The 26839-nt window shown below is 65.6% G+C and carries 25 protein-coding genes; 12 read left to right on the top strand and 13 right to left on the bottom strand.

What is annotated here, in order from left to right; translation table 11 throughout:
- A partial coding sequence (locus ACCC94_RS13560; RefSeq protein ID WP_413349973.1) for a carboxyltransferase domain-containing protein occupies window positions 1–221 on the top strand: 221 nt, incomplete at its 5' end.
- Window positions 218–1135 carry a biotin-dependent carboxyltransferase family protein gene (locus ACCC94_RS13555; protein WP_413349972.1) on the top strand — a complete coding sequence of 306 codons (918 nt, stop codon included), beginning with the start codon at window positions 218–220 and terminating at the stop codon, window positions 1133–1135. The genes ACCC94_RS13560 and ACCC94_RS13555, both read left to right, overlap by 4 nt.
- Here ACCC94_RS13555 and ACCC94_RS13550 read toward each other — a convergent pair.
- Window positions 1128–1610 carry an Lrp/AsnC family transcriptional regulator gene (locus tag ACCC94_RS13550; protein ID WP_413349971.1) on the bottom strand — a complete coding sequence of 161 codons (483 nt, stop codon included), beginning with the start codon at window positions 1608–1610 and terminating at the stop codon, window positions 1128–1130. The two genes, ACCC94_RS13555 and ACCC94_RS13550, sit on opposite strands and share 8 nt — an antisense overlap.
- A gap of 135 nt (window positions 1611–1745) precedes the next feature.
- Here ACCC94_RS13550 and ACCC94_RS13545 point away from each other — a divergent pair, with 135 nt between their 5' ends.
- Window positions 1746–2372 (top strand): LysE family translocator, encoded by a 627-nt coding sequence (locus ACCC94_RS13545; protein WP_413349969.1) that lies wholly within the window; start codon window positions 1746–1748, stop codon window positions 2370–2372.
- A gap of 96 nt (window positions 2373–2468) precedes the next feature.
- On the opposite strand, the gene ACCC94_RS13540 is transcribed toward ACCC94_RS13545, so the two are convergent.
- From ACCC94_RS13540 to ACCC94_RS13500, 9 genes are all read right to left on the bottom strand, one after another.
- Window positions 2469–3119 carry a hypothetical protein gene (locus tag ACCC94_RS13540; protein ID WP_413349968.1) on the bottom strand — a complete coding sequence of 217 codons (651 nt, stop codon included), beginning with the start codon at window positions 3117–3119 and terminating at the stop codon, window positions 2469–2471.
- Window positions 3120–3281: 162 nt separating this feature from the next.
- Complete coding sequence (locus ACCC94_RS13535; RefSeq protein ID WP_413349966.1) at window positions 3282–4253, bottom strand: peptide ABC transporter ATP-binding protein; 972 nt, start codon at window positions 4251–4253, stop codon at window positions 3282–3284.
- The gene (locus tag ACCC94_RS13530; RefSeq protein WP_413349964.1) at window positions 4250–5227 is read right to left on the bottom strand and encodes an ABC transporter ATP-binding protein; all 978 of its coding nucleotides are present in this window, start codon (window positions 5225–5227) and stop codon (window positions 4250–4252) included. The genes ACCC94_RS13535 and ACCC94_RS13530 overlap by 4 nt, the downstream gene beginning before the upstream one ends.
- A 136-nt stretch (window positions 5228–5363) precedes the next feature.
- Window positions 5364–6275: an ABC transporter permease subunit gene (locus tag ACCC94_RS13525; protein WP_301533125.1), complete on the bottom strand. Its 912-nt coding sequence runs from the start codon at window positions 6273–6275 to the stop codon at window positions 5364–5366.
- Window positions 6276–6289: 14 nt separating this feature from the next.
- Window positions 6290–7300 (bottom strand): ABC transporter permease subunit, encoded by a 1011-nt coding sequence (locus tag ACCC94_RS13520; protein ID WP_413349962.1) that lies wholly within the window; start codon window positions 7298–7300, stop codon window positions 6290–6292.
- A gap of 76 nt (window positions 7301–7376) precedes the next feature.
- Window positions 7377–8960: an ABC transporter substrate-binding protein gene (locus tag ACCC94_RS13515; protein WP_413349960.1), complete on the bottom strand. Its 1584-nt coding sequence runs from the start codon at window positions 8958–8960 to the stop codon at window positions 7377–7379.
- An 11-nt stretch (window positions 8961–8971) separates the two neighbouring features.
- The gene (locus ACCC94_RS13510) at window positions 8972–10387 is read right to left on the bottom strand and encodes an OprD family porin (RefSeq protein WP_413349958.1); all 1416 of its coding nucleotides are present in this window, start codon (window positions 10385–10387) and stop codon (window positions 8972–8974) included.
- 163 nt (window positions 10388–10550) lie between these two features.
- Complete coding sequence (locus tag ACCC94_RS13505; RefSeq protein ID WP_413349957.1) at window positions 10551–12158, bottom strand: ABC transporter substrate-binding protein; 1608 nt, start codon at window positions 12156–12158, stop codon at window positions 10551–10553.
- Between the two features lie 197 nt (window positions 12159–12355).
- Window positions 12356–12919 carry a helix-turn-helix domain-containing protein gene (locus ACCC94_RS13500; protein WP_413349956.1) on the bottom strand — a complete coding sequence of 188 codons (564 nt, stop codon included), beginning with the start codon at window positions 12917–12919 and terminating at the stop codon, window positions 12356–12358.
- A 173-nt stretch (window positions 12920–13092) separates the two neighbouring features.
- On the opposite strand from ACCC94_RS13500, the gene ACCC94_RS13495 reads away from it, so the two are divergent.
- Window positions 13093–14310 carry a M24 family metallopeptidase gene (locus tag ACCC94_RS13495; protein ID WP_413349955.1) on the top strand — a complete coding sequence of 406 codons (1218 nt, stop codon included), beginning with the start codon at window positions 13093–13095 and terminating at the stop codon, window positions 14308–14310.
- A gap of 396 nt (window positions 14311–14706) precedes the next feature.
- Here ACCC94_RS13495 and ACCC94_RS13490 read toward each other — a convergent pair whose 3' ends face one another.
- From ACCC94_RS13490 to ACCC94_RS13480, 3 genes are all read right to left on the bottom strand, one after another.
- Window positions 14707–16299, bottom strand: a complete 1593-nt coding sequence (locus ACCC94_RS13490; RefSeq protein WP_413349954.1) for an ABC transporter substrate-binding protein — start codon at window positions 16297–16299, stop codon at window positions 14707–14709.
- 49 nt (window positions 16300–16348) lie between these two features.
- Entirely contained in the window at window positions 16349–17950 is a 1602-nt protein-coding gene (locus tag ACCC94_RS13485; protein WP_413349952.1) for an ABC transporter substrate-binding protein, read from the bottom strand.
- A gap of 223 nt (window positions 17951–18173) precedes the next feature.
- The gene (locus ACCC94_RS13480) at window positions 18174–18890 is read right to left on the bottom strand and encodes an SIMPL domain-containing protein (RefSeq protein WP_413349950.1); all 717 of its coding nucleotides are present in this window, start codon (window positions 18888–18890) and stop codon (window positions 18174–18176) included.
- Window positions 18891–19120: 230 nt separating this feature from the next.
- Here ACCC94_RS13480 and ACCC94_RS13475 point away from each other — a divergent pair, with 230 nt between their 5' ends.
- From ACCC94_RS13475 to ACCC94_RS13440, 8 genes are all read left to right on the top strand, one after another.
- Complete coding sequence (locus tag ACCC94_RS13475; protein ID WP_413349948.1) at window positions 19121–20377, top strand: ATP-binding protein; 1257 nt, start codon at window positions 19121–19123, stop codon at window positions 20375–20377.
- Between the two features lie 24 nt (window positions 20378–20401).
- On the top strand, window positions 20402–20962 hold the full coding sequence (locus ACCC94_RS13470) for a response regulator transcription factor (RefSeq protein ID WP_017518181.1): 561 nt from the start codon (window positions 20402–20404) through the stop codon (window positions 20960–20962).
- Window positions 20963–21029: 67 nt separating this feature from the next.
- Entirely contained in the window at window positions 21030–22763 is a 1734-nt protein-coding gene (locus tag ACCC94_RS13465) for an ABC transporter ATP-binding protein/permease (RefSeq protein ID WP_413349946.1), read from the top strand.
- Window positions 22764–22954: 191 nt separating this feature from the next.
- A complete protein-coding gene (locus tag ACCC94_RS13460) occupies window positions 22955–23923 on the top strand; it encodes a M23 family metallopeptidase (RefSeq protein WP_413349945.1) in 969 nt (322 codons plus the stop codon).
- Window positions 23904–24269: a hypothetical protein gene (locus ACCC94_RS13455; RefSeq protein ID WP_413349944.1), complete on the top strand. Its 366-nt coding sequence runs from the start codon at window positions 23904–23906 to the stop codon at window positions 24267–24269. The genes ACCC94_RS13460 and ACCC94_RS13455 overlap by 20 nt, the downstream gene beginning before the upstream one ends.
- 18 nt (window positions 24270–24287) lie before the next feature.
- Complete coding sequence (locus ACCC94_RS13450) at window positions 24288–24722, top strand: bactofilin family protein (protein ID WP_413349942.1); 435 nt, start codon at window positions 24288–24290, stop codon at window positions 24720–24722.
- A 68-nt stretch (window positions 24723–24790) separates the two neighbouring features.
- Window positions 24791–25732, top strand: coding sequence for an AEC family transporter (locus tag ACCC94_RS13445; protein WP_413349941.1), 942 nt, complete (start codon window positions 24791–24793; stop codon window positions 25730–25732).
- Window positions 25733–25919: 187 nt separating this feature from the next.
- Window positions 25920–26714 (top strand): YfaP family protein, encoded by a 795-nt coding sequence (locus tag ACCC94_RS13440; RefSeq protein WP_413349974.1) that lies wholly within the window; start codon window positions 25920–25922, stop codon window positions 26712–26714.
- Window positions 26715–26839 lie beyond the last annotated feature (125 nt).

Below are 26839 nucleotides of genomic sequence, written 5' to 3'. Positions count from 1 at the left end.
CGCCGCGCACGCTCGTGCCCGCCGGCAGCCTGGCCATCGCCGAGCGGCAGACGGCGGTTTATCCACAGGCTTCGCCCGGTGGTTGGCATCTGCTCGGGCGCACCACGCATCGCCTGTTCGATCCGCAGCGCGAGCCGCCCTGCCCGTTGGCGGTGGGCGATCTCGTGCGTTTCGTGCCCATCGATGAGGAGACTTATCGCGCGGCCGGAGGCGAACCATGAGCCTCGAGGTGATCGCCTGCGGTCCGCTGTGCCTGCTGCAGGATGGCGGCCGGCAAGGTTGGCAGCGCCAGGGCGTATCACCCGGCGGCCCTGTGGATAAACACGCCGCCGCCTGGGCCAACCGCCTGCTTGGCAACACGCAGGGCATGCCGTTGCTGGAGATCGCGCTGGGCGGCCTGGAGCTGGAAGTGCTGGCGGATACCTGGCTTGCGCTGACCGGCGCCGAGCTGCCGGCAACCCTGGACGGTGAGCCCCTGCCGGGTTGGTCGCGCTTTCGCGTAGGAGTCGGGCAACGCCTGAAGCTGGGCTTCGCCCGCGCCGGGCAGCGTGCCTACCTCGCCGCCGCCGGAGGCTTCCAGGCGGCTCCGATACTGGGCAGCGTCTCGACTCAGACGCGGGAAAAGCTGGGCGGACTGGCCGGCAATGGCCAGCCGCTGGCGGCCGGTGACCTCCTGGAGTGCGCAGCCTTGGGCGAACGTTTCGCCCGCGGGGCACGCGTGCCCTGGCCGTATCGCCCTGATTATCGCGAGCCACCGCCGTTGCGCGTGCTGCCCGGTCCGGATGCTTTCAGCAAGGAGCAGCGCCAGGGCTTCTTCGAACAGCCTTGGCAGGTCAGTCCGCAATCCGACCGCATGGGCGTGCGACTGCGCGGCGAAGCACTGAGCGCGCCTCGCCGGCAATGGTCGTTGGGGATAGTGGAGGGTGCCATCCAGGTGCCACCGGACGGCCAGCCGATCATCCTGCTGGCCGACCGGCAGACCATGGGCGGCTACCCGCTGCTGGGCGTACTGCACCCGCTGGATATCGGTCGCCTGGCGCAATGCCCGGCGCACAGCCAAGTGCAATTCATCCCTGCAAGCGTGGAACAGGCGCAGGCGGACCTGCGCGCATTCCTGCGGTTTTTTGCTACCTAGGCAGGTGCCGCAGCGGCAGGGGCGCGGACTCCTTCACCGTCTGGATGGCGAAGTTGCTGCGGATGTCGCTGACGCCCGGCAGCTTGAGCAGGGTGCCGGTGAGGAACTGCTCGTAGGCGCGCAGGTCGGGCAGCACCACTTGCAGGAGGAAGTCCGACTCGCCGCTGACCAGGTGCACCGAGATGACCTCCGGCAGGTCGATCACTGCCTGGCGGAAGGCGGCGGCGCTGGTGTCGCTGTGGCGCTCCACTTTCACGCCGACGAAAACCGTCAGTCCCAGGCCGACTTCGTCGCGGCCCAGTTCGGCGTGGTAGCCACGGATCATCCCTGCCTCTTCCAGCAGGCGCACCCGGCGCAGGCAGGGCGAGGGCGAGAGGCCGATTTTCTCGGCGAGCTGCACGTTGGTCAGGCGGCCGTCGCGCTGCAGGGCGGCGAGGATGCGGTGGTCGTAGGTATCCAGTTTAGGACTTGGCATGAGTGGCTACTCGATTGGTCTTTGGTTGGCAGGATATGCCAATTATCAGAGTCAGGCTGACTGATTACGCAAGCACCTGCCTCGGCGTTCAGGCATAGAATCCCTATCCACAACGACTTCTTCGGAGTGGCTCTTGTGGATATCGGCGTCTTCCTGCTGGCCCTGGCGATGGTCTATCTGCTGCCGGGGCCGGACATGCTTCTCCTGCTGCACACCGGTGCCCGTGACGGTTGCCGCGCCGCTCTGGCGACTGCGCTGGGGCTCGGCCTGGCACGTGGCTGCCACGTTGCGCTGGCGGCGACCGGGCTGGCGCTGCTTTTCCGCACGGCACCGTGGACCTTCGATGTCGTGCGCATCGGCGGCGGTCTCTACCTGGCCTGGATCGGTCTGCAACTGCTGCGCGCGCCGCTGGGCTTGCCGGCGGGGGCCGGCGCGGCAGGGTTATCCACAGTCAGTTATCGGCGCGCATTTCGCCGGGGTTTGATGACCAATCTGCTCAACCCCAAGGCACTGCTGTTCTGCTCGGTGCTGCTGCCGCAATTCATCCATCCGCAGAACGGCCCGCTGGCGCTGCAGTTCGCGCTGCTGGGCGGCGTGCTGGTGATGGTCGGGCTGGGTTTCGACAGCTTCTACGCCATCAGCGGCGAGCGCATGGGCCGCTGGCTGGCGCGGCACAGGGCGATGCAGCGTGTGCAGCAGTGGGGTTTCGGCGGGATTCTGCTGGGGTTCGGCGTGCGCCTGGCGCTGATCCGTGATCTTTGAACTGGGGGCTTTTCGTAGGAGCGAGCTTGCTCGCGAACGGCCCTGCTCCGCTGCCAGGAGATTCGCGAGCAAGCTCGCTCCTACAGGGTGTTTCCCTCAGAGGTCTTCCGGCTGGATCTTCCACAGCCGAGCCACCGAGGGCTTCTGTGGATTGCGCGCAACGACCAGCAGGCCCAGCTCCTTGCCGCGCAACTCGCGCAGCAGCTGTGCGCCCTTGCGCTGTTGCAGGCTATCGGCGAGATGGCCGAGTGCGATGGCCGCCGCAGTCGGGTGCGTGGCGACCGGCACGTAGCTGCCGTCGTCCATGTCCAGCACCACATGCTTCTCGCCGGGTGCCGGCGTGGGGAGGTGCAGGCTGGTCCTGAGCAGTTGCGCCATGGCTTCGTCGCGCTGGGCGGCTGTTAGCTGTCCCGGTGGCAGGGCGCGCTCCAGGGCGAGGAATTCGTCCTCGGGCTCGCCTTTTGGCAGGACCGGTGGCGGTGAGGCCGGGGCCTTGATGCGCGTCGCTTCGGCTGGCTTCGGCGCTGGCGGCGGCGCGCTGAAGTCCAGTTCTTCCTGGTCGAGTCCATCCCAGTCGATCTCGTCGAGATCGACTTGCTCCGCTGGTGTCTTCTTCTTCGGCGCCGGCTTCTTCCGCGATTTCACGGCCGCGCGCACGTCCATCCGTTGCTGACGCTTCCATTTGTGCAGCTGGACGTTGGCGACGATGGCGGTGACGAGGATGAGCAGGAGATAGAACGGCAGCATGGAGGATCGTGGCCCTGTGGATAACGGCCACGGCGGTACGGGCAGTGGCGGGACGCCACCCTGTCGGGAACGACGGGATCAGGCGATAAGCCTGTTCCGACTGCGTTGTAGGACGCAGCTGTATTCGAAAGGGGGGCCGGCCTATGACCGGCCCATTTCGCATCAGTTCAGGAACTGCTCCGCGTGGTGGCAGGCCACCTGGCGCTCATCGAGCAGGCGCAGTTCCGGCACCTCGTTCCTGCAGCGCTCGGTCGCGTAGGGGCAGCGCTTGTGGAAGGCGCAGCCGCTGGGCGGGTTGAGCGGGTTGGGGAGCTCGCCCTGGATCTTGATCTTGGGTTTGCTCGGGTCGGGGTGGATGGCCGGGGTCGCCGACAGCAGCGCCTGGGTGTAGGGATGCAGCGGGCGCTCGTAGAGTTTGTCCGCCGGGCCCATTTCCGCCGGGCGGCCGAGGTACATCACCAGCACGTCGTCGGCCACGTGGCGGACCACGGCGAGGTTGTGGGAGATGAACACGTAGGCGGTGCCGAACTCCTGCTGCAGGTCCATGAAAAGGTTGAGCACCTGCGCCTGGATCGACACGTCCAGCGCCGAGGTCGGTTCGTCCGCCACCAGCACCTTGGGCCGCAGCATCATGGCGCGGGCCAGGGCGATGCGCTGGCGCTGGCCGCCGGAGAACATGTGCGGGTAGCGCTGGTAGTGCTCGGGGCGCAGGCCGACCTGCTTCATCATCGCCTGCACCCGCTCGCGGCGTTCGATGCGCGACAGGCCGGTGTTGATCAACAGGGGCTCGGCCAACTGGTCGCCGATCTTCTGCCGCGGGTTGAGCGAGGCGTAGGGGTTCTGGAAGACCATCTGCACGTCGCGGCGCAATTGCTTGCGGGTGTCGTGGTCGGCGCCTTTCACCTCATGGCCGGCGATCTGCAGGGAGCCGGAGGTGGGTTCCTCGATCAGTGTCAGCGCGCGGGCCAGGGTGGACTTGCCGCAGCCGGATTCGCCGACCACGGCGAGGGTCTTGCCGGCCTGCAGGTCGAAGGACACGCCGTTGAGCGCGCGGACCAGGGCGTGCGGCTTGAACAGGCCCTGGGAGATTTCGTAGTGACGGGTCAGGTCGCGGGCGGTCAGGACGGCGCTCATCGGGCCACCTCGGTGTTCAGGTTGAGCGGGTAGAAGCAGCGCACGGCGCCGCGCTCATGGGGTTCCAGGGCTGGGCGCACGGCGCGGCAGTTGTCCTGCACGTAGGGGCAGCGCGGCGACAGCAGGCAGCCCTGCGGGCGGTCGTACTTGCCGGGGACGATGCCGGGCAGGGTGGCCAGGCGCTCTTCGCCGGCGCTGTGCTCGGGAATCGCCTTGAGCAGCGCCTCGGTGTACGGGTGCGTCGGCAGGTCGAACAGTGCCGGCACCTGGCCGATCTCCACGGCCTGGCCTGCGTACATCACGCAGACGCGCTGGGCGGTCTCGGCGACCACGGCGAGGTCGTGGGTGATCAGGATCAGCGCCATGCCCTGGTCGCGCTGCAGGTCCAGCAGCAGCTCCATGATCTGTGCCTGGATGGTCACGTCCAGCGCGGTGGTGGGTTCGTCGGCGATCAGCAGCTTGGGCTCGCCGGCGATTGCCATGGCAATGGCGACGCGCTGGCTCATGCCGCCGGACAGCTGGTGCGGGTAGGCGTCCAGGCGCTGCGCGGCGCCGGGGATTTCCACCCGTTCGAGCAGTTCCAGGGCGCGCTGGCGCAACGCCTTGCCGTGCAGGCCGAGGTGCAGCTTGAGGACTTCCTCGATCTGGTAGCCGACGGTGAAGCTGGGGTTGAGGGCGGTCATCGGGTCCTGGAACACCATGGCGATGTCCTTGCCGACGATGCGCCGCCGCTCGCGGCCCTTCAGGCGCAGCATGTCTGTGCCGTCGAACTGCATGGTGTCGGCGGTGATGATCCCGGGTGCGTCGATCAGGCCCATCAGGGCCATCATGGTCACCGACTTGCCGGAGCCGGATTCGCCGACGATGGCCAGGACTTCGCCCTTGTCCACCGAGAGGTCGAGGCCGTCCACCACCGGGACGGCGTTGCGGTCGCCGAAGCGGACCGAGAGATTGCGCAGGTCGAGGAGGCTCATACGGCGGTCTCCATCTTCTTGTAGGAACGAGGGGGACGCCTTGGTCCTTGCTCGCGGACGGGGAGTGCGGGGGATTGCAGGTTCGCGAGCAAGCTCGCTCCTACGAAGAGCATCAGGGTATTCATCGGGATGCTCCTCAAGCTGCGTTCTTCAGCTTCGGGTCCAGCGCATCGCGCAGGCCGTCGCCCATCAGGTTGATTGCCAGAACGCTGAGCAGGATGGTCAGGCCGGGCAGCGAGACGACCCACCAGGCGCGCTCGATGTAGTCGCGCGCGGAGGCCAGCATGGTGCCCCACTCCGGAGTCGGCGGTTGCACGCCCAGGCCGAGGAAGCCCAGTGCGGCGGCGTCGAGGATGGCCGAGGAGAAGCTCAGGGTGGCCTGCACGATCAGCGGGGCCATGCAGTTGGGCAGCACGGTGACGAACATCAGGCGCAGGGTGCCGGCGCCGGCCAGCCGCGAGGCGGTGACGTAGTCGCGGTTCAGCTCTCCCATCACCGCGGCGCGGGTCAGGCGCACGTAGGCCGGCAGTGAGACGATGGCGATGGCGATCACGGTGTTGATCAGGCCCGGGCCGAGGATGGCGACGATGGCCACCGCCAGCAGCAGCGAGGGCAGGGCCAGCATGATGTCCATCAGGCGCATGATCACCGGGCCCAGGCGGGTCGGCGAGAAGCCGGCGAGCAGGCCGAGGAAGATGCCGGGGATCATCGAGATCAGCACCGAGGTCAGGCCGATCATCAGCGACAGGCGCGCGCCGTGCATCAGGCGCGAGAGCAGGTCGCGGCCCAGCTCGTCGGTGCCCAGCAGGAACTGCGCGTTGCCGCCTTCGAGCCACAGCGGCGGGGTGAGCAGGAAGTCGCGGAACTGCTCGCTCGGGTCATGCGGTGCGACCCAGGGCGCGAACAGCGCGCAGAACACGATGACCAGCATGAACAGCAGGCCGCCGACCGCGCCCTTGTTGCGCGAGAAGGCATGCCAGAATTCTTTCAGCGGGGACGGGTAGACCAGGCTCGGGTCGCTGGCGGGAGCTTTGGCGTTGGCATTCATGGCGTCGGCTCCTGTCAGCGTTGGTGGCGGATGCGTGGGTTGGCGAGGCCGTAGAGGATGTCCACGACGAAGTTCACCAGGATCACCAGGGTCGCGACCAGCAGGATGCCGTTCTGCACCACCGGGTAGTCGCGGCGGCCGATGGCGTCGATCAGCCATTTGCCGATGCCGGGCCAGGAGAAGATGGTCTCGGTCAGGACCGCGCCGGCCAGCAGCGTGCCGACCTGCAGGCCGAACACGGTGAGCACTGGAATCATGGCGTTGCGCAGGGCGTGCACGAACACCACGCGGGCCGGCGACAGGCCCTTGGCGCGAGCGGTGCGTACGTAGTCCTCGCGCAGCACTTCGAGCATCGAGGAGCGGGTCATCCGGGCGATCACCGCCAGCGGGATGGTGCCCAGCACGATGGCCGGCAGGATCAGGTGGCGCACCGCGTCCATGAACGCGCCTTGCTCATCGGAGAGTAGCGTGTCGATGAGCATGAAGCCGGTCTTCGGCTCGATGTCGTAGAGCAGGTCCAGGCGCCCGGAAACCGGCGTCCAGCCCAGGGAAACGGAGAACAGCATGATGAGGATCAGGCCCCACCAGAAGATCGGCATCGAGTAGCCGGCGAGGGATATGGTCATCACCCCGTGGTCGAACAGCGAGCCGCGCTTGAGCGCGGCGATCACCCCGGCGAGCAGGCCGAAGACGCCGGCGAACAGCAGGGCCGCCAGGGACAGTTCGAGGGTCGCGGGGAACAGGGTGAGGAATTCGTGCCAGACGCTGTCGCGGGTGGTCAGCGACTCGCCGAGGTTGCCCTGGGCGAGATTGCCGATGTAGTCGAGGTACTGCTGGTAGAGGGGCTTGTCGAGCCCCAGGCGGTGCATGGCCTCGGCATGCATCTGCGGATCGACGCGGCGTTCACCCATCATCACTTCCACGGGGTCGCCTGGAATCAGGCGGATCAGCGCGAAGGTGAGCAGGGTGACGCCGAAGAAGGTCGGGATCAGCAGACCGAATCGGCGTGCGATGAAACTGAGCATGATGGTTGGGGGCTCCTCACCGGGCGGCTACCCATCGGGGGTGACGATGGGCGCCGGTTTCTTATTGCTTCGCCGGTTACTGGATTCGAACGTCGGCGAAGTTGTTATTGGTCATCGGGTTGATGGTGTAACCCGAGACATTGCTGCGGCGCACATTGAACAGCTTAGGATGCGCCAGGGGAATCCACGGTGATTGCTCGTGGAATATGGATGTCGCCTTTTTGTAAAGTTCCGCCCGTTTTGCAGGCTCGTTCGTCTGGCGGGCTTCCTGGATCAGCGCTTCGAAGTCCTTGTCACACCAGAAAGCCTGGTTTTCGCCGCCCTTGGCAGCATCGCAGCTCAGGTTCGGGCTGACGAAGTTGTCCGGGTCGCCGTTGTCGCCGGCCCAGCCCAGCAGCGACAGGTCGTGCTCGCCGGCCTTGGAGCGCTTGAGCAGCTCGCCCCATTCCAGGGAGCGGATCTGCAGGTCGATACCGACCTTGGCCAGGTCCGCCTGCATCATCTGTGCCGCCAGAGCGGGGTTGGGGATGGTCGGCGAGCTGCCGTTGCGGATGAAGATCGTCAGCTTGAGCTTCTCCGCCCCGGCATCCTTGAGCAGCGCCCTGGCGCGCTCGGGGTCGTGCGGCCAGTCCTGTAGCTCCTTGTTGTAGCCCAGCAGCGTCGAGGGGTAGGGGTTGATCGCCGGGCTGGCGGCGTTGGCGCCGAACACCGAGTCGAGCAGGGCCTTCTTGTCGACGGCGAGGTTGATCGCCTGGCGCACGCGCACGTCGTCCAGCGGCTTGTGCCGGGTATTGATGGCCACGTAGGTGGTCATCAGCGCGTCGATACTGTCCACCGCGAGGTTCCTGTCCTGCTGCAGGCCGGGAACATCCGACGGCTTGGGATACAGGGCAATCTGGCACTCGTTGCGACGGACCTTCTGCATGCGCACGTTGGGGTCGAGGGTGATGGCGAAGACCAGGTTGTCGATGGCCGGCTTGCCGCCGAAGTAGTCCGGGTTGGCGCGGTAGCGCACCTGGGAGTCCTTGGCGTAGCGGCTGAAGACGAAGGGGCCGGTGCCGATGGGCAGGTTGTTGATCTGGCCCTGCTTGCCGGCGGCCAGCAACTGGTCGCCGTATTCGGCGGAGTAGATCGAGGCGAAGCCCATGGCCATGTCGGCCAGGAAGGGCGCTTCGGGGTGAGTGAGGGTGAACCGCACGGTGAGGTCGTCGATCTTGTCCACCGACTTGATCAGCTCGCGCATGCCCATTGCGTCGAAATAGGCGTAGCCGCGGTTGGCCGATTCGTGCCAGGGGTGCTTGGGATCGAGCGGTCGCTGGAAGGTCCAGAGCACGTCATCGGCGTTGAAGTCGCGGGTAGGCTTGAAGTAGTCGGTGCTGTGGAACTTCACGCCGGGGCGCAGGTGGAAGGTGTAGGTCAGCCCGTCCGGGCTGACCTCCCAGCTCTTCGCCAACGAGGGCTGCAGCTCGGTGGTACCGGGGCGGAAACCCACCAGGCGATTGAAGACGGTTTCCGAGGTGGCGTCGTTGGTCACGGCTCCGGTGTACTGGACCACATCGAACCCTTCCGGGCTCGCTTCGGTGCAGACCACCAGGTTCTGCGCCAGGGCGGTGCCGCTGCCCAGTGCCAGTAGAAGAGGTAGCAAACGCTTGATGGGCATGCCGGTGCTCCTTACAGCAGGTTGAAGGGGAAGTTGCTGACCAGGCGGATCTCGTTGACGCTGCCGTCGATCTGGTTCTGGCTGGCCAGGTGTTTCATGTAGGTCAGGCGGAAGCTGCTGCGCTTGAGCGGTCCATCCTGCAGCGTGTAACCCGTGGAAAGGCCGAGCTCGTGGTGTTTTTCCCCGTCCATGGCGCGAACTTCCGCATAGTTGCCGTAGGCGCCGTTGCGGTCGCCGTCATAGTCGGTTCCGTCGATGCCCCAGCCCTTGGCGTACCAGGCCATGGTCGTCAGGCCGGGGACGCCGAAGGCCGCCCAGTCGGTGCTGTAGCGCAGTTGCAGGGACTTTTCATTGGGGCCGTTGTAGTCCGAGAGCAATGAGTTGGCCAGGTAGATGGCGGCGGTCTCGTGCACGTAGTCGAAGTACTCGTCGCCGCGGATCTGCTGCCAGCCCAGCAGCACGGCATGGGCGCCGTGGGTCAGGGTGAAGGCCAGGCTGTAGGCGTCGTTGTCGATGTAGCCGGCCTTGCGCGAGCCGCTGTCGCCGGTGTGGTAGTAGTTCAGGCTGGTATTCAGCGCGAGGCTGGCCGGGTCGCCCAGGTCATGGGAAGCGCCGAAGTAATACTGGTTCCAGACGTCCTCGAACTGGCCGCCGTAGGCCGATAGCTTCAGCTTGTCGCTCACCGCGTAGCTGCCGCCCAGGTAGTTGAAACGGTCGCCGCGCACGTCCCGGGTGCCGTATTCGGTGGTCAGGTGCTCGCGGCCGGAGCCGGTCCGCGGGCTGGCGCGGGTGAAGGTGCCGCCCTGCACCTGCAGGCCTTCCAGTTCTTCGCTGAGCAGGCTGACGCCGTCGAAGGAGGAGGGCAGCGCGCGGTTGTCGTTGATGTTGAAGACCGGTGTCTCGGTCTGCTGGCGGCCGGCACGCAGTTCGCTGTTGGACGCCCGCAGCTTCAGGCTGGCCAAGCCGAGCTTGGACCATTGCGGTACGGCATCGCCGTCGCTGTCGGCGAGGGTACGGTTGCCGCCACCGGCGATCCGGCCATGGCCGCGTTCCAGGGCTATTTCGTTGAAGGCGGCGACATCCAGGCCGACGCCGACAGTACCTTGCGTATACCCGGAGCTGTACTTGAGCTGGCTGCCCTGGGTCCAGGTGTAGCGACTGTGGGTCGGCTCGGTGTAGCCGTCCTTCTTGATGTTGAAGTGGAAGCTGTCCTTCATCTGCTCGCGGGCGGCGAAGTTGCGCGTGCTGAAGGTCAGGCTCTGGCCTTCGACGAAGCCCTTCGCGCCCGCCTGGCCCTTGACCACCACTTCGCTGTCGCGGCGGGTTTCGTCGGGCGGCAGGGCCTCCTCGTCGGCGAAGGCCTGGCCCAGGGGCGCGCTACAGATGGCCAATGCCAGCAGAGAGCGGGTGAGTACGGGATGCTGCATGAGTTGCTCCTTGTTGTTGTCGGTTTTCCTAGCAACGAATGCGTCCCCTCCACCCATCGGAAAGATGGGGGAGCCGGCAGGCGGAGGGGAAGGCGGGGAATGCTGCCCGGTCTTTGCCGGGCTGGCGTTCAGGCGGTTGTGGCCGCCGGTAACGAGTCGGCGATCAGGGCTGGTTGGCCACGCCGTAGAAGGAGTTGCGCCCGAAGGGGCTGATCAGGAAGCCCTGCACCGATTTGCGCATGGGCTGGTAGACGGTGGAATGGGCGATGGGGCTGATCGGCAACTGCTGCGCCAGCAACTGCTGGGCCTTCTGGTAGAGGGCCACGCGCTGGTCATGGTCGGTGGTGGCCTTGGCCTGGCGCACCAGCTTGTCGTAGTCGGCGTCGCACCACTTGGAGACGTTGTTGCCGCTCACCGAATCGCAGCCGTAGAGGGTGCCCAGCCAGTTGTCCGGATCACCGTTGTCGCCGGTCCAGCCGAACAGCATGGCGTCGTGCTCGCCGGCGTGGGCGCGCTTGATGTACTCGCCCCACTCGTAGGTGACGATCTTCGCCTTGATGCCGACCTTGGCCCAGTCGGCCTGGATCATCTCGGCCATCAGCTTGGCGTTGGGGTTGTAGGGGCGCTGCACGGGCATCGCCCACAGGGTGATCTCGGTGCCTTCGGCGACACCGGCTTTCTTCAGCAGCGCCCTGGCCTGCTCCGGATCGTAGGCCTGACCCTTGATCGATTCGTCATAGGACCACTGGGTCGGCGGCATCGCGTTCACTGCCAGCTGGCCGGCGCCCTGGTAGATCGCGTCGATGATCGCCTGCTTGTTCAGCGCCATGTCCAGCGCGCGGCGCACGTCGGTCTTGTCCAGCGGGGCGTGGGTGACGTTGTAGGCCAGGTAGCCGAGGTTGAAGCCCGGCTGCGACGGCATGTTCAGGTTCGGGTCCTGCTTCAGCGCCTCGAGGTCCGCCGGACGCGGGTTCAGGGTGATCTGGCATTCGCCGGCCTTGAGCTTCTGCATGCGCACCGAGGCGTCGGTGTTGATGGCGAAGACCAGGTTGTCGAGCTTCACGTCCTCGGGCTTCCAGTAGTCCTTGTTGCCCTTGAAGCGGATCAGCGCGTCCTTCTGGTAGCGGCTGAACACGAATGGACCGGTGCCGATGGGCTTCTGGTTGATCTCGCCGGGCTTGCCCTGCTTGAGCAACTGGTCGGCGTATTCGGCGGACTGGATCACCGCGAAATTCATCGCGAGGTTCTGCACGAAGGCCGCGTCGACCTCGTTGAGGGTGAAGGTCACGGTGTACTCGTCGAGCTTGCCGACCCTGGCGATGTTGCGGTCCAGGCCCATGTCGGTGAAGTAGGGAAACTCGGTGGGGTATGCCTTGCGGAACGGCTGGTCCTTGTCGAGCATGCGATTGAAGGTGAACAGCACGTCGTCGGCGTTGAATTCGCGGGTCGGCTTGAAGTACTCGGTGATGTGGAACTTCACGCCTGGACGCAGATGAAAGGTCCAGGTCTTGCCGTCGGCGGAGGTTTCCCAGCTTTGCGCCAGGGCCGGCTGGGCTTCGGTGCCGCCGCGCTGGAACTGCACGAGGCGGTTGAACAGGGTTTCCGAGGTGGCGTCGTAATCGGTGCCGGTGGTGTATTGGCCGGGGTCGAAACCCGCCGGGCTGCCTTCGGAGCAGTACACCAGGGTGGAGGCGGCCTGGGCCGCGGAGCCGGCGAGCAGCAGCCCGCCGAAGGCGAGTGCGTGCAGGGGATTACGTCGCATCTTGCGCATTGCCTGACCTCATTCTTGTTTTTCTGAGGGGCCGGCGAACCGATGGGGTCTGCAGCCGGCCTGGGCGGACTGGTCCGGATAAGGCCTATCCATTCACGGCCGGGCTGTGCCCGGCCACGCCGCGCCGAAGTTAAGTCAGGCTGAAATTAAGTTCAACTGAAAATTCAGTGAGACTGAAAATTTTCCCGGTCTGTGATTCAGGTGGCGGGATGTTCGCCGAACAGGGGGAGGGTGGTGACGGTGAGCATCTCCGCCACGCTGTCGCCAAGATTGCGCAGGCAGTGGCGTTTGCCGGAGTCGAAATGCACCGAGTCGCCGGGGCCCAGCGGGTAGGTATGGCCGTCGATGTCGTAGGCGATGCGCCCACTGAGCACATAGGCGAATTCCGAGCCGTCGTGGGTGATCAGTTCGGACTCGTAGCCCACCGGCACCGTGACCTTCACCGCGTTCAACTGGTTGCCGGGGAAGCTGCTGGACAGTCGCTCGTAGCTCAGCGGCTGGCCTTCGATGGTGTAGCGCACGCGCTCGCCCTGGTGCGAGTCCGGCGGAATCTGCTGGGGAGAATCGAAGAGTGCGTTGAGCGGCACGTCCAGTGCCTTGGCGATGCTGGCCAGGGAGGACAGCGAGACACCGGTGAGATTGCGCTCGGCCTGGGACAGGAAGCTGGCGGTCAGGCCGGATTCGGCCGCCACCTGGTTCAGGGTCTTTTTCGCTGCACGCCGATAGCGGCGCAGGCGTTCTCCGATACGATCTGCGGACATTGCTCAGGCTCTTGTGGGACGCCGGCAGCATACCAGTGTCCTCGCCCGCTGAAAGCATCGAGCCATCAGCGGGTGGAAAATCGCTGTCGAACCAACCGAATACCGAAAAGCCTTTGACCGGAAATTTCAGTGCTGCTTAAATTTCGTGTCGTTTCATTCCTCGGGAGAGTTGCATGATATTGGGAGTTGGGGGCGTGAGCCCTGAGCAGGCGCTGGCGAAATTGCAGGTCATGACGGCCGGCGCACGCCCCATTGCGCTCGAGGAATACAGGGCTCGGATAGCACAGTTGCAGCGACTGATGCAGGCGCGGGACATCTCGGCGGTGTTCGTCGATGCCGGCAGCTCGCTGGTCTATTTCACCGGCTTGAAGTGGAGCCCCAGCGAGCGGTTGGTGGGCGCGCTGGTGCCGGCCCGCGGCGAAGTGCGCTATATCGCCCCGGCTTTCGAGGAAGGCACGGTGCGCGATCTGCAGGTTCTGCCCGGCAGCATCAGCGTGTGGGCCGAGCACGAAAGCCCGTTCATCCTGCTGGCGGGCATGCTGGCGGAGATCGAGGTGCGCGAAGGCCCGCGCGTCGGCCTTTCCCACAGCCTGCCGTTCGGCATGTACGAACGCCTGCGTCAGGCGACGAGCTCTCTGCAACTGGTGGATGCAGGCTCGCTGATCGAGCAGTGCCGCCGCTGCAAGTCGCCGGCGGAGCTGGCGCTGATGCAGCGAGCGAAGGACATGACCCTGGAAGTGCACAAGGCTGCCGCGAGCATCCTGCGCGAGGGCATCAGCACCACCGAGGTGACGCGCTTCATCGAGGCGGCGCACCGGCAGGTCGGCGCAGGGGGCTCGACCTTCTGCATCGTGCTGTTCGGCGAGGACAGCGCCTTCCCCCACGGCGTGCGCCAACCGCGTCCGCTGCAGGGCGGCGACATGGTGCTGATCGACACCGGTTGCCAGCTGTTCGGCTACAACTCCGATATCACCCGAAGCTACGTGTTCGGCACGCCCAGCGCGCGTCAACGCGAGCTGTGGAACCTGGAGAAGGCGGCGCAGCAGGCTGCGTTCGACGCCGCTGTGCTGGGCGAACCCTGCGAGCGGGTGGACGCCGCGGCCCGCCTTTGTCTGGAGGCCGGCGGCCTCGGGCCGGATTACGCGCTGCCGGGTTTGCCGCACCGCACTGGCCACGGTATCGGTCTGGATATCCACGAAGCGCCATACCTGGTGCGCGGCGACCGCACGCCGCTGGACATCGGAATGTGCTTCAGCAACGAGCCGATGATCTGCGTGCCGGGGGAGTTCGGTATCCGCCTGGAGGACCACTTCTACCTGACCGCGGATGGCCCGCGCTGGTTCACCCGGCCGAGTCACTCCGTGGACGATCCGTTCGGCCTGGAGGCCTGATCACGCGAACCATTTCGCTGCGGAGCAATTCTGTGCGTAGGAGCGGACCTTGTCCGCGAAATCCCAACGCCACGCCGGTCTGTCGGTGGAGTGCCCCAGGCCCAGGCAGCGCACTGCGAACAGCCTCCCTGCCAATGTGAATTCCGCCGCGCGGGATTCGCGGACAAGGTCCGCTCCTACCTGAATATCGCGCTGAGGCATGCCCTCTTCCCCCGCCCTCTCCCTGAAGGGAGAGGGAGCCGCACGTGCCGGCTGACGCATTGGTTTCAGGCCTGCTCCGCACGGTCCCCTCTCCCTTCAGGGAGAGGGTTAGGGAGAGGGAAATCCCAGAGACAGACATTCAGAGGAAGACAGTTGCTCCTACGAAAACCGGAGCGCCGCTGCCCGTTCATGCAGTCATTGCTTGAGCTCAACCCGCGAAAAGTTGTTCGACCCCAGCGGGCTCAGCGTGAAACCGCTCACGCCCGGTCGGACCACGGCGAACTGCTTCGGGTATGCCAGGGCGATCCAGGGCGCCTCGCGCTGATAGATCGCCAGCGCCTGGCGATAGAGCCCGGCGCGGGTTTCCTGGTCGGTGATGGCGCGGGCCTTGCGTAGCAGTTCGTCGAACTCCGCGTTGCACCAGCCCGCCTGGTTCTCACCGCTCTTCGCGGCGGCGCAGGAAAGGTTCGGCGTCAGGAAGTTGTCCGGATCGCCGTGGTCGCCGACCCAGCCCATGAAGATCAGGTCGTGCTCACCCTGCTTGGCGCGTTTGATCAATTCGCCCCATTCGTACACCCGGATATCCGCCTGGATGCCGATCTGCCCCAGGTCGTTCTGCAGCATCTGCGCGCCGATGCCGGGGTTGGGGTTGGTCGGGCCGCCGCCAGGGCGAGTCCAGATCGACAGCTTGAGGCCGGGCTTGATGCCCGCCTCTTCCAGCAGCTGTTTCGCCCGCGCCGGGTCGTGGGGCCAGGCCTTGAGTTGCGGGTCGCTACCCCACAGCGTCGGCGGATAAGGCGCCACCGCCAGGCTGGCGGCGCCTTCGCCGAACTGCGCGCGCAGGTAGGCGTTGCGGTCGAACGCGAGGTTGATCGCCTGGCGCACGCGCACGTCATCCAGCGGCTTGTGCCGGGTATTGATGCCGACGTAGGCCACCAGCAGCGAGTCCAGTTCCTCGACCTTCAGCTTCGGGTCCTGGCGCAGCGCGGGAATGTCGGTGGGCTTGGGGTAGACGGCGATCTGGCAGTCGCCTGCCTTGACCTTCTGGATGCGCACGTTCGGGTCGGGGGTGATCGCCAGCAGCAGATGATCGATCTTCGGCTTGCCGTCCCAGTAAGCCGGGTTGGCGTTGAAGCGCACCTGGGCGTCCTTCTGGTAGCGCTGGAAGACGAAGGGACCGGTGCCAATGGGCAGGTTGTTCAACTGCTCAGCCTTCTCGGCGGCCAGCAGCAGGTCGCCGTACTCGGCGGAATAGATGGAGGCGAAGCCCATCGCCAGGTCGGCCAGGAAGGGCGCCTCGGGGTGCCTGAGGGTGAAACGCACGTGGTGAGCGTCGAGCTTTTCCACCGCGCTGATCAGGCCGGGCAGGCCCATCGCCTCGGCGTAGGGGAAGCCGCGCGGGGCCAGCTTGTTCCACGGATGCTTCGGGTCGAGCTGGCGCTGGAAGCTCCAGAGCACGTCGTCGGCGTCGAAGTCGCGGGTCGGGGTGAAGTAGTCGGTGCTGTGGAATTTCACGCCCTGGCGCAGGGCGAAGGTGTATTGCAGGCCGTCGTCGCTGATTTCCCAGCTCTGGGCCAGCGCGGGCACTACGCGGGTGCTGCCGGGGGCGAACTGCACCAGGCGCTCGAAAACCGTCTCGGCGGAGGCATCGGCAGTGGTGGCGGCGGTGTACTGGGTGATGTCGAACCCTTCCGGGCTGGCCTCGGTGCAGACCACCAGGGATTGGCCGAATGCCGGCGCGCAGCCGAGCAGGCTGGCGAGGGCGAGGCGGATGAGCGCGTTGCGCACGGCGGTTGCCGAATGAAACGGCCGCCGGGAAACCCGGCGGCCGCTGGCCTTACTTGCCGACGCTGACGCCGTAGAACGAGTTCAGCGCGAACGGGCTGATCTTGAAGTCCTGCACTGTCTTGCGCATCGGCTGGTACACAGTGGAGTGGGCGATCGGGGTGATCGGCACCTGCTCCTTGAGGATGTGCTGGGCCTGCTTGTACAGCTCGGTGCGCTTGGCCTGGTCCGGGGTGCGCTTGGCATCCTTGATCAGCTTGTCGTAGGCCGGGTCGCACCATTTGGAGAAGTTGTTGCCGTCCACGGCGTCGCAGCCGTAGAGGGTGCCCAGCCAGTTGTCCGGGTCACCGTTGTCGCCGCTCCAGCCGATCAGCATGGCGTCGTGCTCGCCGCCCTTGGCGCGCTTGATGTACTCGCCCCACTCGTAGGTGACGATCTTCGCCTTGATGCCGACCTTGGCCCAGTCGGATTGCAGCATTTCGGCCATCAGCTTGGCGTTGGGGTTGTACGGGCGCTGCACCGGCATGGCCCACAGGGTGATCTCGGTGCCTTCGGCCACGCCGGCCTTCTTCAGCAGTTCCTTGGCCTTTTCCGGGTTGTAGCCGGCGTCCTTGATGCTGTCGTCGTAGGACCACTGGGTCGGCGGCATGCCGTTCACGGCCAGTTGGCCGGCGCCCTGGTAGACGGCGTCGATGATCGCCTTCTTGTTCACCGCCATGTCCAGCGCTTCACGCACTTCGAGCTTGTCGAACGGCTTGTGCAGGACGTTGTAGGCGATGTAGCCCAGGTTGAAGCCCGGCTGCGACGGCATGCTCAGGTTCGCGTCCTTCTTCAGCGCTTCCAGGTCGGCCGGGCGCGGGAAGAGGGTGATCTGGCACTCGTTGGCCTTGAGCTTCTGCATGCGCACCGAGGCGTCGGTGTTGATGGCGAAGATCAGGTTGTCGATCTTCACCTCGCCCTTGTTCCAGTAGTCCTGGTTGGCCTTGAAGCGGATCATCGCGTCCTTCTGGTAGCGGCTGAAGACGAACGGGCCGGTGCCGACGGGCTTCTGGTTGATGTCGCTGGCCTTGCCCTGCTTGAGCAGCTGGTCGGCGTACTCGGCGGACTGGATCGAGGCGAAGCTCATGGCCAGGTTCTGGATGAACGCGGCGTCGACTTCGTTGAGGGTGAACTTGACGGTGTGGTCGTCGACCTTCTCCACCTTGGCGATGTTCGCGTCCATGCCCATGTCGGTGAAGTAGGGGAATTCGGTCTGGTACGCCTTACGGAACGGGTGGTTCTTGTCGAGCATGCGGTTGAAGGTGAACAGCACGTCGTCGGCGTTGAATTCGCGGCTCGGCTTGAAGTACTCGGTGGTGTGGAACTTCACGCCCGAACGCAGGTGGAAGGTGTAGGTCTTGCCGTCATCGGATACGTCCCACTTTTCCGCCAGGCCCGGGATGACCTGGGTGCCGCCGCGCTCGAACTGGGTGAGGCGGTTGAAGACCGTCTCGGCCGAGGCGTCGAAGTCGGTGCCGGTGGTGTACTGGCCGGGATCGAAGCCCGCGGGACTGCCTTCGGAGCAGTAGACCAGGTTGTTGGCGGCGTGGGCGAGCGGGGCGCTGGCGATCAGCCCGGCGGCAATCATGGAGCGGATGACGGCGTTCTTACGCATACGGACCTCTGTTTATTCTGGTTGTCATCGAGGGGCAGCCTCGTGAGCTGCGTTGCGTGAAACTATGCACGGCACATGCCGGGCGCAAGCGACTGAACGGGGTGAGTGTAGAAGTTGTGACGCGGGTGCAAGGGAATGTCGCAATTTCGACAATGGGAACCGTGCGGTCGAGCGGCGGCGCACCGGTTCGAAGGATGCGCCGCGCTGGAAGAGGTCGCCGCTGTTACGGCATCTGCACCTCGATCGTGCCGTCGGCGCTGACGGTGACCTGGCTGGTGCCGGCTTCGATTTCCTGCGCCGGCGCCGAGTCCATCGACGAGAACTTGGCGGCAGCCATGCGCATCACCGGCATCGGGCGCGGCGCGCCGGAGGTGTTCAGGTTCAGGCTGACCAGCTTGTAGCCCTTGCCGCCGAGCGCGTCGGTGAGCACCTGGGCGCGCGCCTTGAAGGCATCCACGGCGCCTTTCATCATCGCGTCCTCGTTCTTCGCGCGGGTGGCGTCGGCGATGCTGAAGTCCATGCTGCCCATCTTCAGCTTGCCCAGCAGGTCGGCGGTCAGTTGTGAGAGGGCGGCGAAGTCGGTGCTTTCCAGGCGGATTTCCGCGCGCTCGCGCCAGGCGGTGATCTTCTGGCCCTTGTCGTCATATACCGGGTAGCTGTTGCGGCTGCCCAGGCTGACGGTCACGCCTTTGACCTTGCGCGCTTGCTCCAGCGCCGCGTTCAGCGTCGTGGTGGTCTCGGCCGCCAGTTTCGCCGGATCAGTGGCCTGGCCTTCGCTGAACAGGGTGACGTGCATCAGGTCGTGGGCGACTTCCTGGCTGACCTCGGCGCGCAGCGAAACCTGGTTGTAGCGAGGTTCGTCGGCCAGGGCCCCCAGGCTGGTGGCGCACAGGGCGATGGCGGCGGCGATGGCGGTGAAGGGTTTCTTCAGTACAGACATGGATGACTCCTTGCTCCAGAAAATGTCCGGGCCACAGCTTAGTAGAGGCAGCGGCGAGGACTGTCAGACCCTTTGACGAGGAGAGGTTCAGGTTCGGGTTGACGACGGATGTCACCAATTGTTTCGGACTGAGAAGGCAGTCACGGGCTGCGCTGGAGTATCCTGTGGCGCTATGCCGCATAAAGGGGAGGGGGCTCTTGGCTATACTCGCGCAAATTCCGGAATTCACCATGCGCCCACCGGTTTTCCAGCTGTCCGCCAGTCGTCAGAACCTTCTGCATCTGACGCTCATCCGTATTCTCGTCCTGGCCGCCCAGGCCGGTTCCGTCGGGCTCGCCTACAAGGCCCAGCTGATCCAGCTGCCCTGGCTCGCGCTCGGCGTCACTATCGGCGTTTCCCTCGTGCTGTGCCTGGGTACCGCGCTGCGCCTGCGCGGTCCGTGGCCGGTCACCGAACTGGAGTACGCCGTCCAGCTCGCCTGCGACCTGGTCATCCACAGCGTGCTGCTCTATTACTCGGGCGGCTCGAGCAACCCCTTCGTCTCCTATTACCTGGTGCCGCTGACCATCGCCGCGGCGACTTTGCCTTGGCTCTACACCATCGCCCTGGCCGGCCTCGCGCTGGCCAGCTACACCGTGCTGCTGGTGTGGTTCCACCCGCTGGAGATGGCTGCCGGGCAGCGCGACAACCTGCTGATCTATGGCATGTGGCTGAGCTTCGCGCTGGCCGCCGCGCTGATCACCTTCTTCGTTGCACGCATGTCCGAAGCGCTGCGCCGGCAGGAACAATTGCAGGCCCAGCGTCGCGAGGAAGGCATGCGCGATCAGCAATTGCTGGCCGTTGCCACCCAGGCTGCCGGCGCCGCCCATGAGCTGGGCACGCCGCTGGCGACCATGAGCGTATTGCTCAAGGAATTGCGCCAGACCAATGCGGACCAGCCGCTGTTGCAGGAAGATCTCGCCCTGCTGCAGGAGCAGGTCAAGCTCTGCAAGACCACCCTGCAGCACCTGGTGCGCGCCGCCGAGGCGGATCGTCGCCAGGCGGTGGAAGAGCAGGGCGCCAACGAATGGGTCGAGGCGGTGCTGCGTCGCTGGCACCTGATGCGCCCCGAGGCAAGCTATCGCTACCAGACGCTGGGCAAGGGCAAGGCGCCGCGGATGACCCCGCCGACCGACCTCAGCCAGGCGCTGCTGAATCTTCTGAATAACGCGACGGACGCCTGTCCGGACGATCTGGACATCCGCCTGGACTGGGATGCCGGTGAAATCTGCCTGAGCATCCGCGACCAGGGGCCGGGCGTGCCGCTGGCCATTGCCGAACAGCTCGGCAAGCCGTTCTTTACCACCAAGGGCAAGGGTTTCGGCCTGGGGCTGTTCCTCAGCCAGGCCAGCGTGACCCGCGCGGGTGGAACGGTGAAGTTGTATAACCATGAAGATGGCGGCACTCTGACCGAGTTGCGTCTGCCCAGAAGCTATGGCGTTGCCTGAGGGCTGCGCCCGCGAGGAAGTACCATGAGCGAAGAGATCCTGTTCGAAGGCGAAGAGCAGCCCCACCTGCTGCTGGTGGACGACGATGCCACCTTTACCCGCGTCATGGCCCGCGCCATGACCCGTCGCGGGTTGCGGGTGTCGGTCGCCGGCTCCGCCGAGGAAGGCCTGGCCATGGCCAAGGAAGACCTGCCCGACTACGCCGTGCTCGACCTGAAGATGGATGGCGACTCCGGTCTGGTATTGCTGCCCAAGCTGCTCGAGCTCGATGCCGAGATGCGCGTGGTGATCCTCACCGGCTATTCCAGCATCGCCACCGCGGTGGAGGCCATCAAGCGCGGCGCCACCAACTACCTGTGCAAGCCGGCCGACGCCGACGACGTGCTGACCGCGCTGCTGTCGCAGCATGCGGATCTGGAAACCCTGGTGCCGGAAAACCCCATGTCGGTCGACCGCCTGCAGTGGGAACATATCCAGCGCGTGCTTGCCGAACATGACGGCAACATCTCCGCGACCGCCCGAGCGCTGGGTATGCACCGGCGCACCTTGCAACGTAAGCTGCAGAAGCGCCCGGTGAGGCGTTAAGCGATCGATAAGACAAAGGAGCGCCAATGAGCGCTCCTTTTTATTTCCAGCCGTGCGAGCCGAATCCATGACCGACAGCGCCGAATACCGGGCCCCGAACGACGCCGTTCGCAGCCGCTTCTTCCACCGAGTCTGGCAACTCACCGCGCCCTACTGGCGCAGCGAAGAGAAGGGCATGGCCTGGCTGCTGCTGATCGTGGTGATCGCCCTGTCGCTGGTGGGCGTGGCCCTCAGCGTCTGGCTCAACAGCTGGTACCGCGACTTCTACAACGCGCTGCAGAACAAGGACCTGAAGAGCTTCATCCACCTCATGCTGATGTTCAGCGGCATCGCTGCCGTGTTCATCCTCACGGCGGTCTACCGGCTCTACCTGACGCAGATGCTCACCATCCGCTGGCGCCGCTGGCTGACGGAGAAGCACTTCGCGGCCTGGCTGGGCGACAAGAACTACTACCGCCTGGAACAGCGCGGGCACACCGACAACCCCGACCAGCGGCTTTCCGAGGACCTCAACAGCTTCACCGATACCACCCTCACCCTGGGGCTTGGGTTGATCCGCAATATCGTCAGCCTGGTGTCCTTCTCGGTCATTCTCTGGGGCGTTTCCGGCAGCATCGAGCTCTTCGGTGTCAGCATTCCCGGCTATATGTTCTGGGCGGCGCTGCTCTACGCCGCGGTCGGCAGCTGGCTGACCCACCTCATCGCGCGTCGCCTGATCGGCCTGAACAACCGCCAGCAGCGCTTCGAGGCGGACCTGCGTTTCGGCCTGGTGCGGGTGCGCGAGAACGCCGAGAGCATCGCCCTGTACAACGGCGAGGCCAACGAAAGCGAGCGCCTGATGGGGCGCTTCCGTAACGTCTGGAGCAACTTCTGGGAGTTGATGAAGGTGCAGAAGCGCCTGACCTTCTTCAGCTCCGGCTACGCGCAGATCGCCACCGTATTCCCGTTCATCGTCGCCGCGCCGCGCTACTTTTCGGGGCAGATCCAGCTGGGCGAGCTCATGCAGATCAACTCTGCCTTCGGCAACGTGCAGGACGGCCTGAGCTGGTTCATCGACGCCTATGCCAGCCTCGCCAGCTGGCGCGCGACCTGCGACCGTCTGCTGAGCTTCCGCTCCGCCATGGACGAGACTGCGCACGAGTCTGCCAACATCGACGTGCGCAAGACCGGCGACTCCCTGCAACTGCACAACCTCGCCCTGAGCCTGGGCAACGGCCGCGAACTGCTGCAGCCCACCAGCCTGGAACTGCGCAGCGGCGAGCACGTATTGATCGGCGGCCCCTCCGGCGGCGGCAAGAGCACCCTGTTGCGCGCCATGAGCGGCCTGTGGCGCTACGGCAGCGGCGTGGTGCAGATGCCCGAGGCGCGCAGCCTGTTCGTCCCGCAGAAACCCTACCTGCCCATCGGCACCCTGGCGGAGGCGCTGTGCTACCCGGATGCGGGCGATCGCCACGATCCCGAGCAGCTGAAGCAGGTGCTGCATCTGTGCCGCCTGGATTCGCTGGTGCCGCGGCTGGATGAAGCCGATCACTGGCAGCGCGTGCTCTCTCCGGGTGAGCAGCAACGCCTGGCCATCGCCCGCGCGCTGCTCTATGCGCCGCAGTGGCTGTTCCTCGACGAAGCCACCTCGGCGCTGGATGAAACCGACGAGGCCGCGCTCTATCAGGTGCTGCTCGACCAGTTGCCGGGTGTGACCCTGGTCAGCATTGGCCACCGCGCCAGCCTGAAGCGCTACCACCCGCGTCAATTGCGCCTGGAAGAGCATCGTTTGCAGGAGATCGAGTCGGTTTTGCCGGCGTAATGGCAGTTTGATTCACTGGGATAATGTGATCGCGTTAGTGGGAAACATCTGAAAGTCTTCTCAGACAGGATGAATTCTTCTTATTTTTTTACATTTTTCAGTGTTTAGCCGCTGCGAAGTTTTCAGGAACAGGTACCCTGTGCACCCCGGCGGTCCGACCGCCGGGACGATTGCATTCCAACGGTACCGCCATGAAATCCCTTTCCCCGTCCCGGCAAGCCCTGACCCGCTCGGACCTGCGCCTCGTCGATACGCGCCGGTACGTGCTGGGCGCTGCTTGCGTGTCGCTGGCGCTCGCGGCGGCCGCTTTCGCTGGTGGGCTGTGGATCGGGCGTGGCCAGGTCGAGCCGGTGGTGGTGCCAGTGGCGCAGTCCGACGACGCGGCGGATGAGTCCGGCGAGCGTTTCGCCGCCGAGCGCATCGGTGAGCTCACCGGCCGCCTGCAGGTCCTGGAAAAGGACGCGGACTACCTGCTCAAGGCGGTCGACAGCCACGAGGAAATCGCCCGCAAGCTGTCCAGGGTCGATCCGGAGCTGGTGCCCGCGCCCAAGGCCAAGTCGGGTTCCAGCCGCAACGAGGGCGGCATCCTGCTGCCGCCCAGGGCTTGCGTCGATCCGCTGCCCGCATCTGCCGACGACCTCGAGCGCAACGAACAATCGGCCAAGTGCCTGCGCCGGGTCTTCGACCTGCTGATGGACCAGGTGGCCCGGCGTAACGCCGATTTCATGGCGATCCCCGCGCGCCGTCCGATGGAGCAGGCGCGCCTGGGTTCGCCTTTCGGCAACCGCGTCGATCCGTTCAACCGCCACCTGGCCTTCCATTCCGGCCAGGATTTCTCCGCGCCCAGCGGCAGCCCGATCCATGCCGCCGCCGGTGGCCGGGTAATCGTTTCCGGGCGACACGCTTCCTATGGCAATCGCGTGGAAATCGATCACGGCAATGGCCTGGTGACCCGTTACGCCCACGCTTCCAAGCTGCTGGTGAAAGTCGGCGACGTCGTGCTGCCGGGGCAGGAGATCGCCAAGGTTGGTTCCACCGGGCGTTCCACCGGCCCGCACCTGCACTTCGAAGTGCTCTACCACGGCGAATTCGTCGACCCTCAGAACTTCCTTTCCCTGGGCGGCATGGAGATCGACAGCGATGGCCTGGCCACGGATTAAACGGCCCTCCACCCGCCAACTGCTGCGCGCCGAGCACCGTCCCCATGTTCCCCGTGGCTTCGCCTGGCTGGGCTGGACGGCGCTGGTGCTGCTGGTGCTCACCGCCCTTGCGCTGGGTGGCTGGCAACTGCGTGCTCGCGACGATGGCCAGTTGCGGGAGCGCATCGATGCACTGGAGGCGCAGAACGCCGGGCTGACGCAGGAGCTGGAGGAAAAGCGCCTGCAGGCCGACGAGGAGCGCGCCAACCGCGAGCAGCTGATGCTGCGGATCGACGCGATGTCCGCCGAAATCAAGAAACTCAAGACCGAGCTGGCCTTCTTCCGCCAGCAGAAACCCGGCAAGTAGCAAGCGCGAGGAATTGCGATGTTCAGCAACAGTAAGAAGAAGGGCCCGCAGGTGTCGGTGGACAAGTTCTCCAGCCTGCTTTCCGGCAATGTCGACCTGGTCGGCGACATGCAGTTCCAGGACGGCCTGAAGATCCTCGGCACGGTGAAGGGCAACGTCTGCCACAAGCCCGGTGCGGCCAGCCTGCTGGCGCTCAGCGCGGAAGGACGGATCGAGGGCAACGTCAGCAGCTACGACGCACTGATCGACGGCACCATCATCGGCGACCTCTACGTCGAGCACCTGCTGGAGCTGCACTCCAACGCGCGGGTGGTCGGCAATATCCAGTACCGCCAGCTGAGCATGGAAAACGGCGCCACCGTGGACGGCAAACTGACCCGCCTGGCCGACGGCGAAGCGCCCAGGCCGCTGGAGCTGCCGGCGCCGGTGCGTGAAGAGGAAGTCGAAGCCTGATTGCCCCGGCGCGGCGGGTACATAGCTTGCTATGATTATCGCCCCCGCCGCCCAGACCGTCCCGTCCCATGCTTGCACTCCTGCTCCAGACCTTGAGCATCACCGCCCCGGTCTTCGCCATGCTTTTCCTTGGAGTGCTGCTGCGCCGCGTGGGTGCAATCAACCCGGAGTTCATCCAGACCGCCTCGGCGCTGGTGTTCAACGCCACCATGCCGGCGATGCTGTTCCTCGGCATCTACCACTCCGATCTGCACAGCGCGGCGCGACCGGAGGTGCTGCTGTACTTCTGCGCGGCGACCCTGGCGGGCTTTCTTCTGGCCTGGGGCTGGGCCGCGTGGCGGGTGCCGCGCGAGGAACGTGGCGTCTACGTGCAGGGCTCGTTCCGCGGCAACAACGGCATCATCGGTCTGGCGCTGGCCACCAGCCTCTACGGTGACCACGGCCTGGCGCTGGGGTCGGTCCTCGCCGCGCTGGTGATCCTCTGCTACAACACGCTGTCCTCGGTGGTGCTGGCGATCTACAGCCCGAGCATGAAGTCCGACCCGCTGAGCATCGCCCGCAACGTCATCTGCAACCCGCTGATCATCAGCGTGCTGGCGGCGCTGCCGTTCTCCTGGTTCGGCATCGGCCTGCCGAAGTGGCTGCTGACCTCGGCCGACTACTTCGCCCAGATGACCCTGCCGCTGGCGCTGGTGTGCATTGGCGGCACGCTGTCGCTGGCCTCGCTGCGCGAAAGCGGCGGCCTGGCGATCAGCGCGAGCCTGATGAAGATGGTCTGGCTGCCGCTGATCTGCACCTTCGTCGCCTGGTCGCTGGGCTTCCGCGGCGCCGAGCTGGGCGTGCTCTTCCTCTATTTCGCCAGCCCCACGGCGGCGGCCAGCTACGTCATGGCGCGCGCTGCCAACGGCAACCACGAGCTGGCAGCGTCGATCATCGTCATCACCGCGCTGGTGGCGGCGCTGACCACCAACATCGGCATCTTCGTCCTTCAATGGGGCGGCTGGATGTGACTTGGCGGAGGGCGAGATTCTTCCAAGTACCGTTGCGCAAACAGCTATTCCGCTTGTAGGAAATTTCTGAAAGCTCGCGCTGCGTCGCAACGCGGCGCGAAGCCCGTTCCGCGCGCCGACAAGACCGGTTACATTTGGCTCCCCCGCAATGCACGATCAAGGAATGTTCATGCAGCTCACGCGTCGGATGGTTCGTGCCGTCTTTTATCTCTCAGCCAGTCTCCTGGCTGCGACGGCCGCTGCCGAGCCGGGTGCGGACATTTCCAGCCCCACCGCCGGCTGGCGCTATTCCGGCCTGACCGATGACCCCAGCGTGCCCCGCGTGGCTTATCCCACGCCGCCCATCGACCGCGGCGGTGCACGGGGACGCAGCCTGATCGAAGGCCACCTGCGCGAAGTCTCCGGCGTCGACCGCGCCCAGCGCCTTGTGGTCAACGGCAACCCGCTCCCTCTTTATACCGACGGCGAAGGCAAGTTCGTCCGTCCCTACAACTTCGGCGCCGGCAGCAACAGCGTCGAAGTGGCCAGCGCCGAGGGCAAATCCCTCAAGCGCATCCAGTTCTATGAAGCCAACCATAACCGGGTCGCTCCGCGCATCCGCCTGGCACTGGGCTGGAACGACCCCAAGGCCGAGCTCGACCTGCATATCGTCACGCCCGACGGCCAGCATGCCTTCTGGGCGCGGCCGCGCCTGAGCAACGGCGGTGGCCTCGACCCGGACGGCGTCGACGGCCCCGGCCCGGAAATGTTCACCATGGCCGCGCCGTTGCGCGGCACCTACCTGGTCTACGTGAACTACTGGGGCAACTACAGCGCCAGCCAGGGGTACAACTTCCAAGAAGGCAACCACGAGCAGGACGTGATCACCGCCGAGATCAACCTGGTGTTCAACGAAAGTACCGTCAACGAGAAGCGCGAGACCTTCGTGGTGCCCATGCGCACCATCGGTGATCTGGTGCTGGTGAAGACCTTCAACTACTGAATTCGCCCCTCGCAGGGATGACACGGGACAAGCGATCCATGAGCGACAATACGCCCTCCAGCAGCCAAGACAGCACCCCCACGCCGACGCCGGCACAGGCCCCGAGCCGTGGCCCGCTGATCGCC

Origin of the sequence: Pseudomonas sp. Pseusp97 (assembly GCF_047304025.1) — a bacterium.
In the GTDB taxonomy this organism is placed as follows: domain Bacteria; phylum Pseudomonadota; class Gammaproteobacteria; order Pseudomonadales; family Pseudomonadaceae; genus Pseudomonas.
Note: the sequence above shows the minus strand (reverse complement) of the source record. Positions and strands in the feature narration are given on the sequence as shown.

Excerpts from the sequence above, each read along its gene's own strand:
- ACCC94_RS13555 (WP_413349972.1), top strand. The coding sequence starts at position 218 with ATGAGCCTCGAGGTGATCGCCTGCGGTCCGCTGTGCCTGCTGCAGGAT.
- ACCC94_RS13550 (WP_413349971.1), bottom strand. The coding sequence starts at position 1,610 with ATGCCAAGTCCTAAACTGGATACCTACGACCACCGCATCCTCGCCGCC.
- ACCC94_RS13540 (WP_413349968.1), bottom strand. The coding sequence starts at position 3,119 with ATGCTGCCGTTCTATCTCCTGCTCATCCTCGTCACCGCCATCGTCGCC.
- ACCC94_RS13535 (WP_413349966.1), bottom strand. The coding sequence starts at position 4,253 with ATGAGCGCCGTCCTGACCGCCCGCGACCTGACCCGTCACTACGAAATC.
- ACCC94_RS13530 (WP_413349964.1), bottom strand. The coding sequence starts at position 5,227 with ATGAGCCTCCTCGACCTGCGCAATCTCTCGGTCCGCTTCGGCGACCGC.
- ACCC94_RS13525 (WP_301533125.1), bottom strand. The coding sequence starts at position 6,275 with ATGAATGCCAACGCCAAAGCTCCCGCCAGCGACCCGAGCCTGGTCTAC.
- ACCC94_RS13520 (WP_413349962.1), bottom strand. The coding sequence starts at position 7,300 with ATGCTCAGTTTCATCGCACGCCGATTCGGTCTGCTGATCCCGACCTTC.
- ACCC94_RS13515 (WP_413349960.1), bottom strand. The coding sequence starts at position 8,960 with ATGCCCATCAAGCGTTTGCTACCTCTTCTACTGGCACTGGGCAGCGGC.
- ACCC94_RS13510 (WP_413349958.1), bottom strand. The coding sequence starts at position 10,387 with ATGCAGCATCCCGTACTCACCCGCTCTCTGCTGGCATTGGCCATCTGT.
- ACCC94_RS13505 (WP_413349957.1), bottom strand. The coding sequence starts at position 12,158 with ATGCGCAAGATGCGACGTAATCCCCTGCACGCACTCGCCTTCGGCGGG.
- ACCC94_RS13500 (WP_413349956.1), bottom strand. The coding sequence starts at position 12,919 with ATGTCCGCAGATCGTATCGGAGAACGCCTGCGCCGCTATCGGCGTGCA.
- ACCC94_RS13495 (WP_413349955.1), top strand. The coding sequence starts at position 13,093 with ATGATATTGGGAGTTGGGGGCGTGAGCCCTGAGCAGGCGCTGGCGAAA.
- ACCC94_RS13485 (WP_413349952.1), bottom strand. The coding sequence starts at position 17,950 with ATGCGTAAGAACGCCGTCATCCGCTCCATGATTGCCGCCGGGCTGATC.
- ACCC94_RS13480 (WP_413349950.1), bottom strand. The coding sequence starts at position 18,890 with ATGTCTGTACTGAAGAAACCCTTCACCGCCATCGCCGCCGCCATCGCC.
- ACCC94_RS13475 (WP_413349948.1), top strand. The coding sequence starts at position 19,121 with ATGCGCCCACCGGTTTTCCAGCTGTCCGCCAGTCGTCAGAACCTTCTG.
- ACCC94_RS13470 (WP_017518181.1), top strand. The coding sequence starts at position 20,402 with ATGAGCGAAGAGATCCTGTTCGAAGGCGAAGAGCAGCCCCACCTGCTG.
- ACCC94_RS13465 (WP_413349946.1), top strand. The coding sequence starts at position 21,030 with ATGACCGACAGCGCCGAATACCGGGCCCCGAACGACGCCGTTCGCAGC.
- ACCC94_RS13460 (WP_413349945.1), top strand. The coding sequence starts at position 22,955 with ATGAAATCCCTTTCCCCGTCCCGGCAAGCCCTGACCCGCTCGGACCTG.
- ACCC94_RS13455 (WP_413349944.1), top strand. The coding sequence starts at position 23,904 with ATGGCCTGGCCACGGATTAAACGGCCCTCCACCCGCCAACTGCTGCGC.
- ACCC94_RS13450 (WP_413349942.1), top strand. The coding sequence starts at position 24,288 with ATGTTCAGCAACAGTAAGAAGAAGGGCCCGCAGGTGTCGGTGGACAAG.
- ACCC94_RS13445 (WP_413349941.1), top strand. The coding sequence starts at position 24,791 with ATGCTTGCACTCCTGCTCCAGACCTTGAGCATCACCGCCCCGGTCTTC.
- ACCC94_RS13440 (WP_413349974.1), top strand. The coding sequence starts at position 25,920 with ATGGTTCGTGCCGTCTTTTATCTCTCAGCCAGTCTCCTGGCTGCGACG.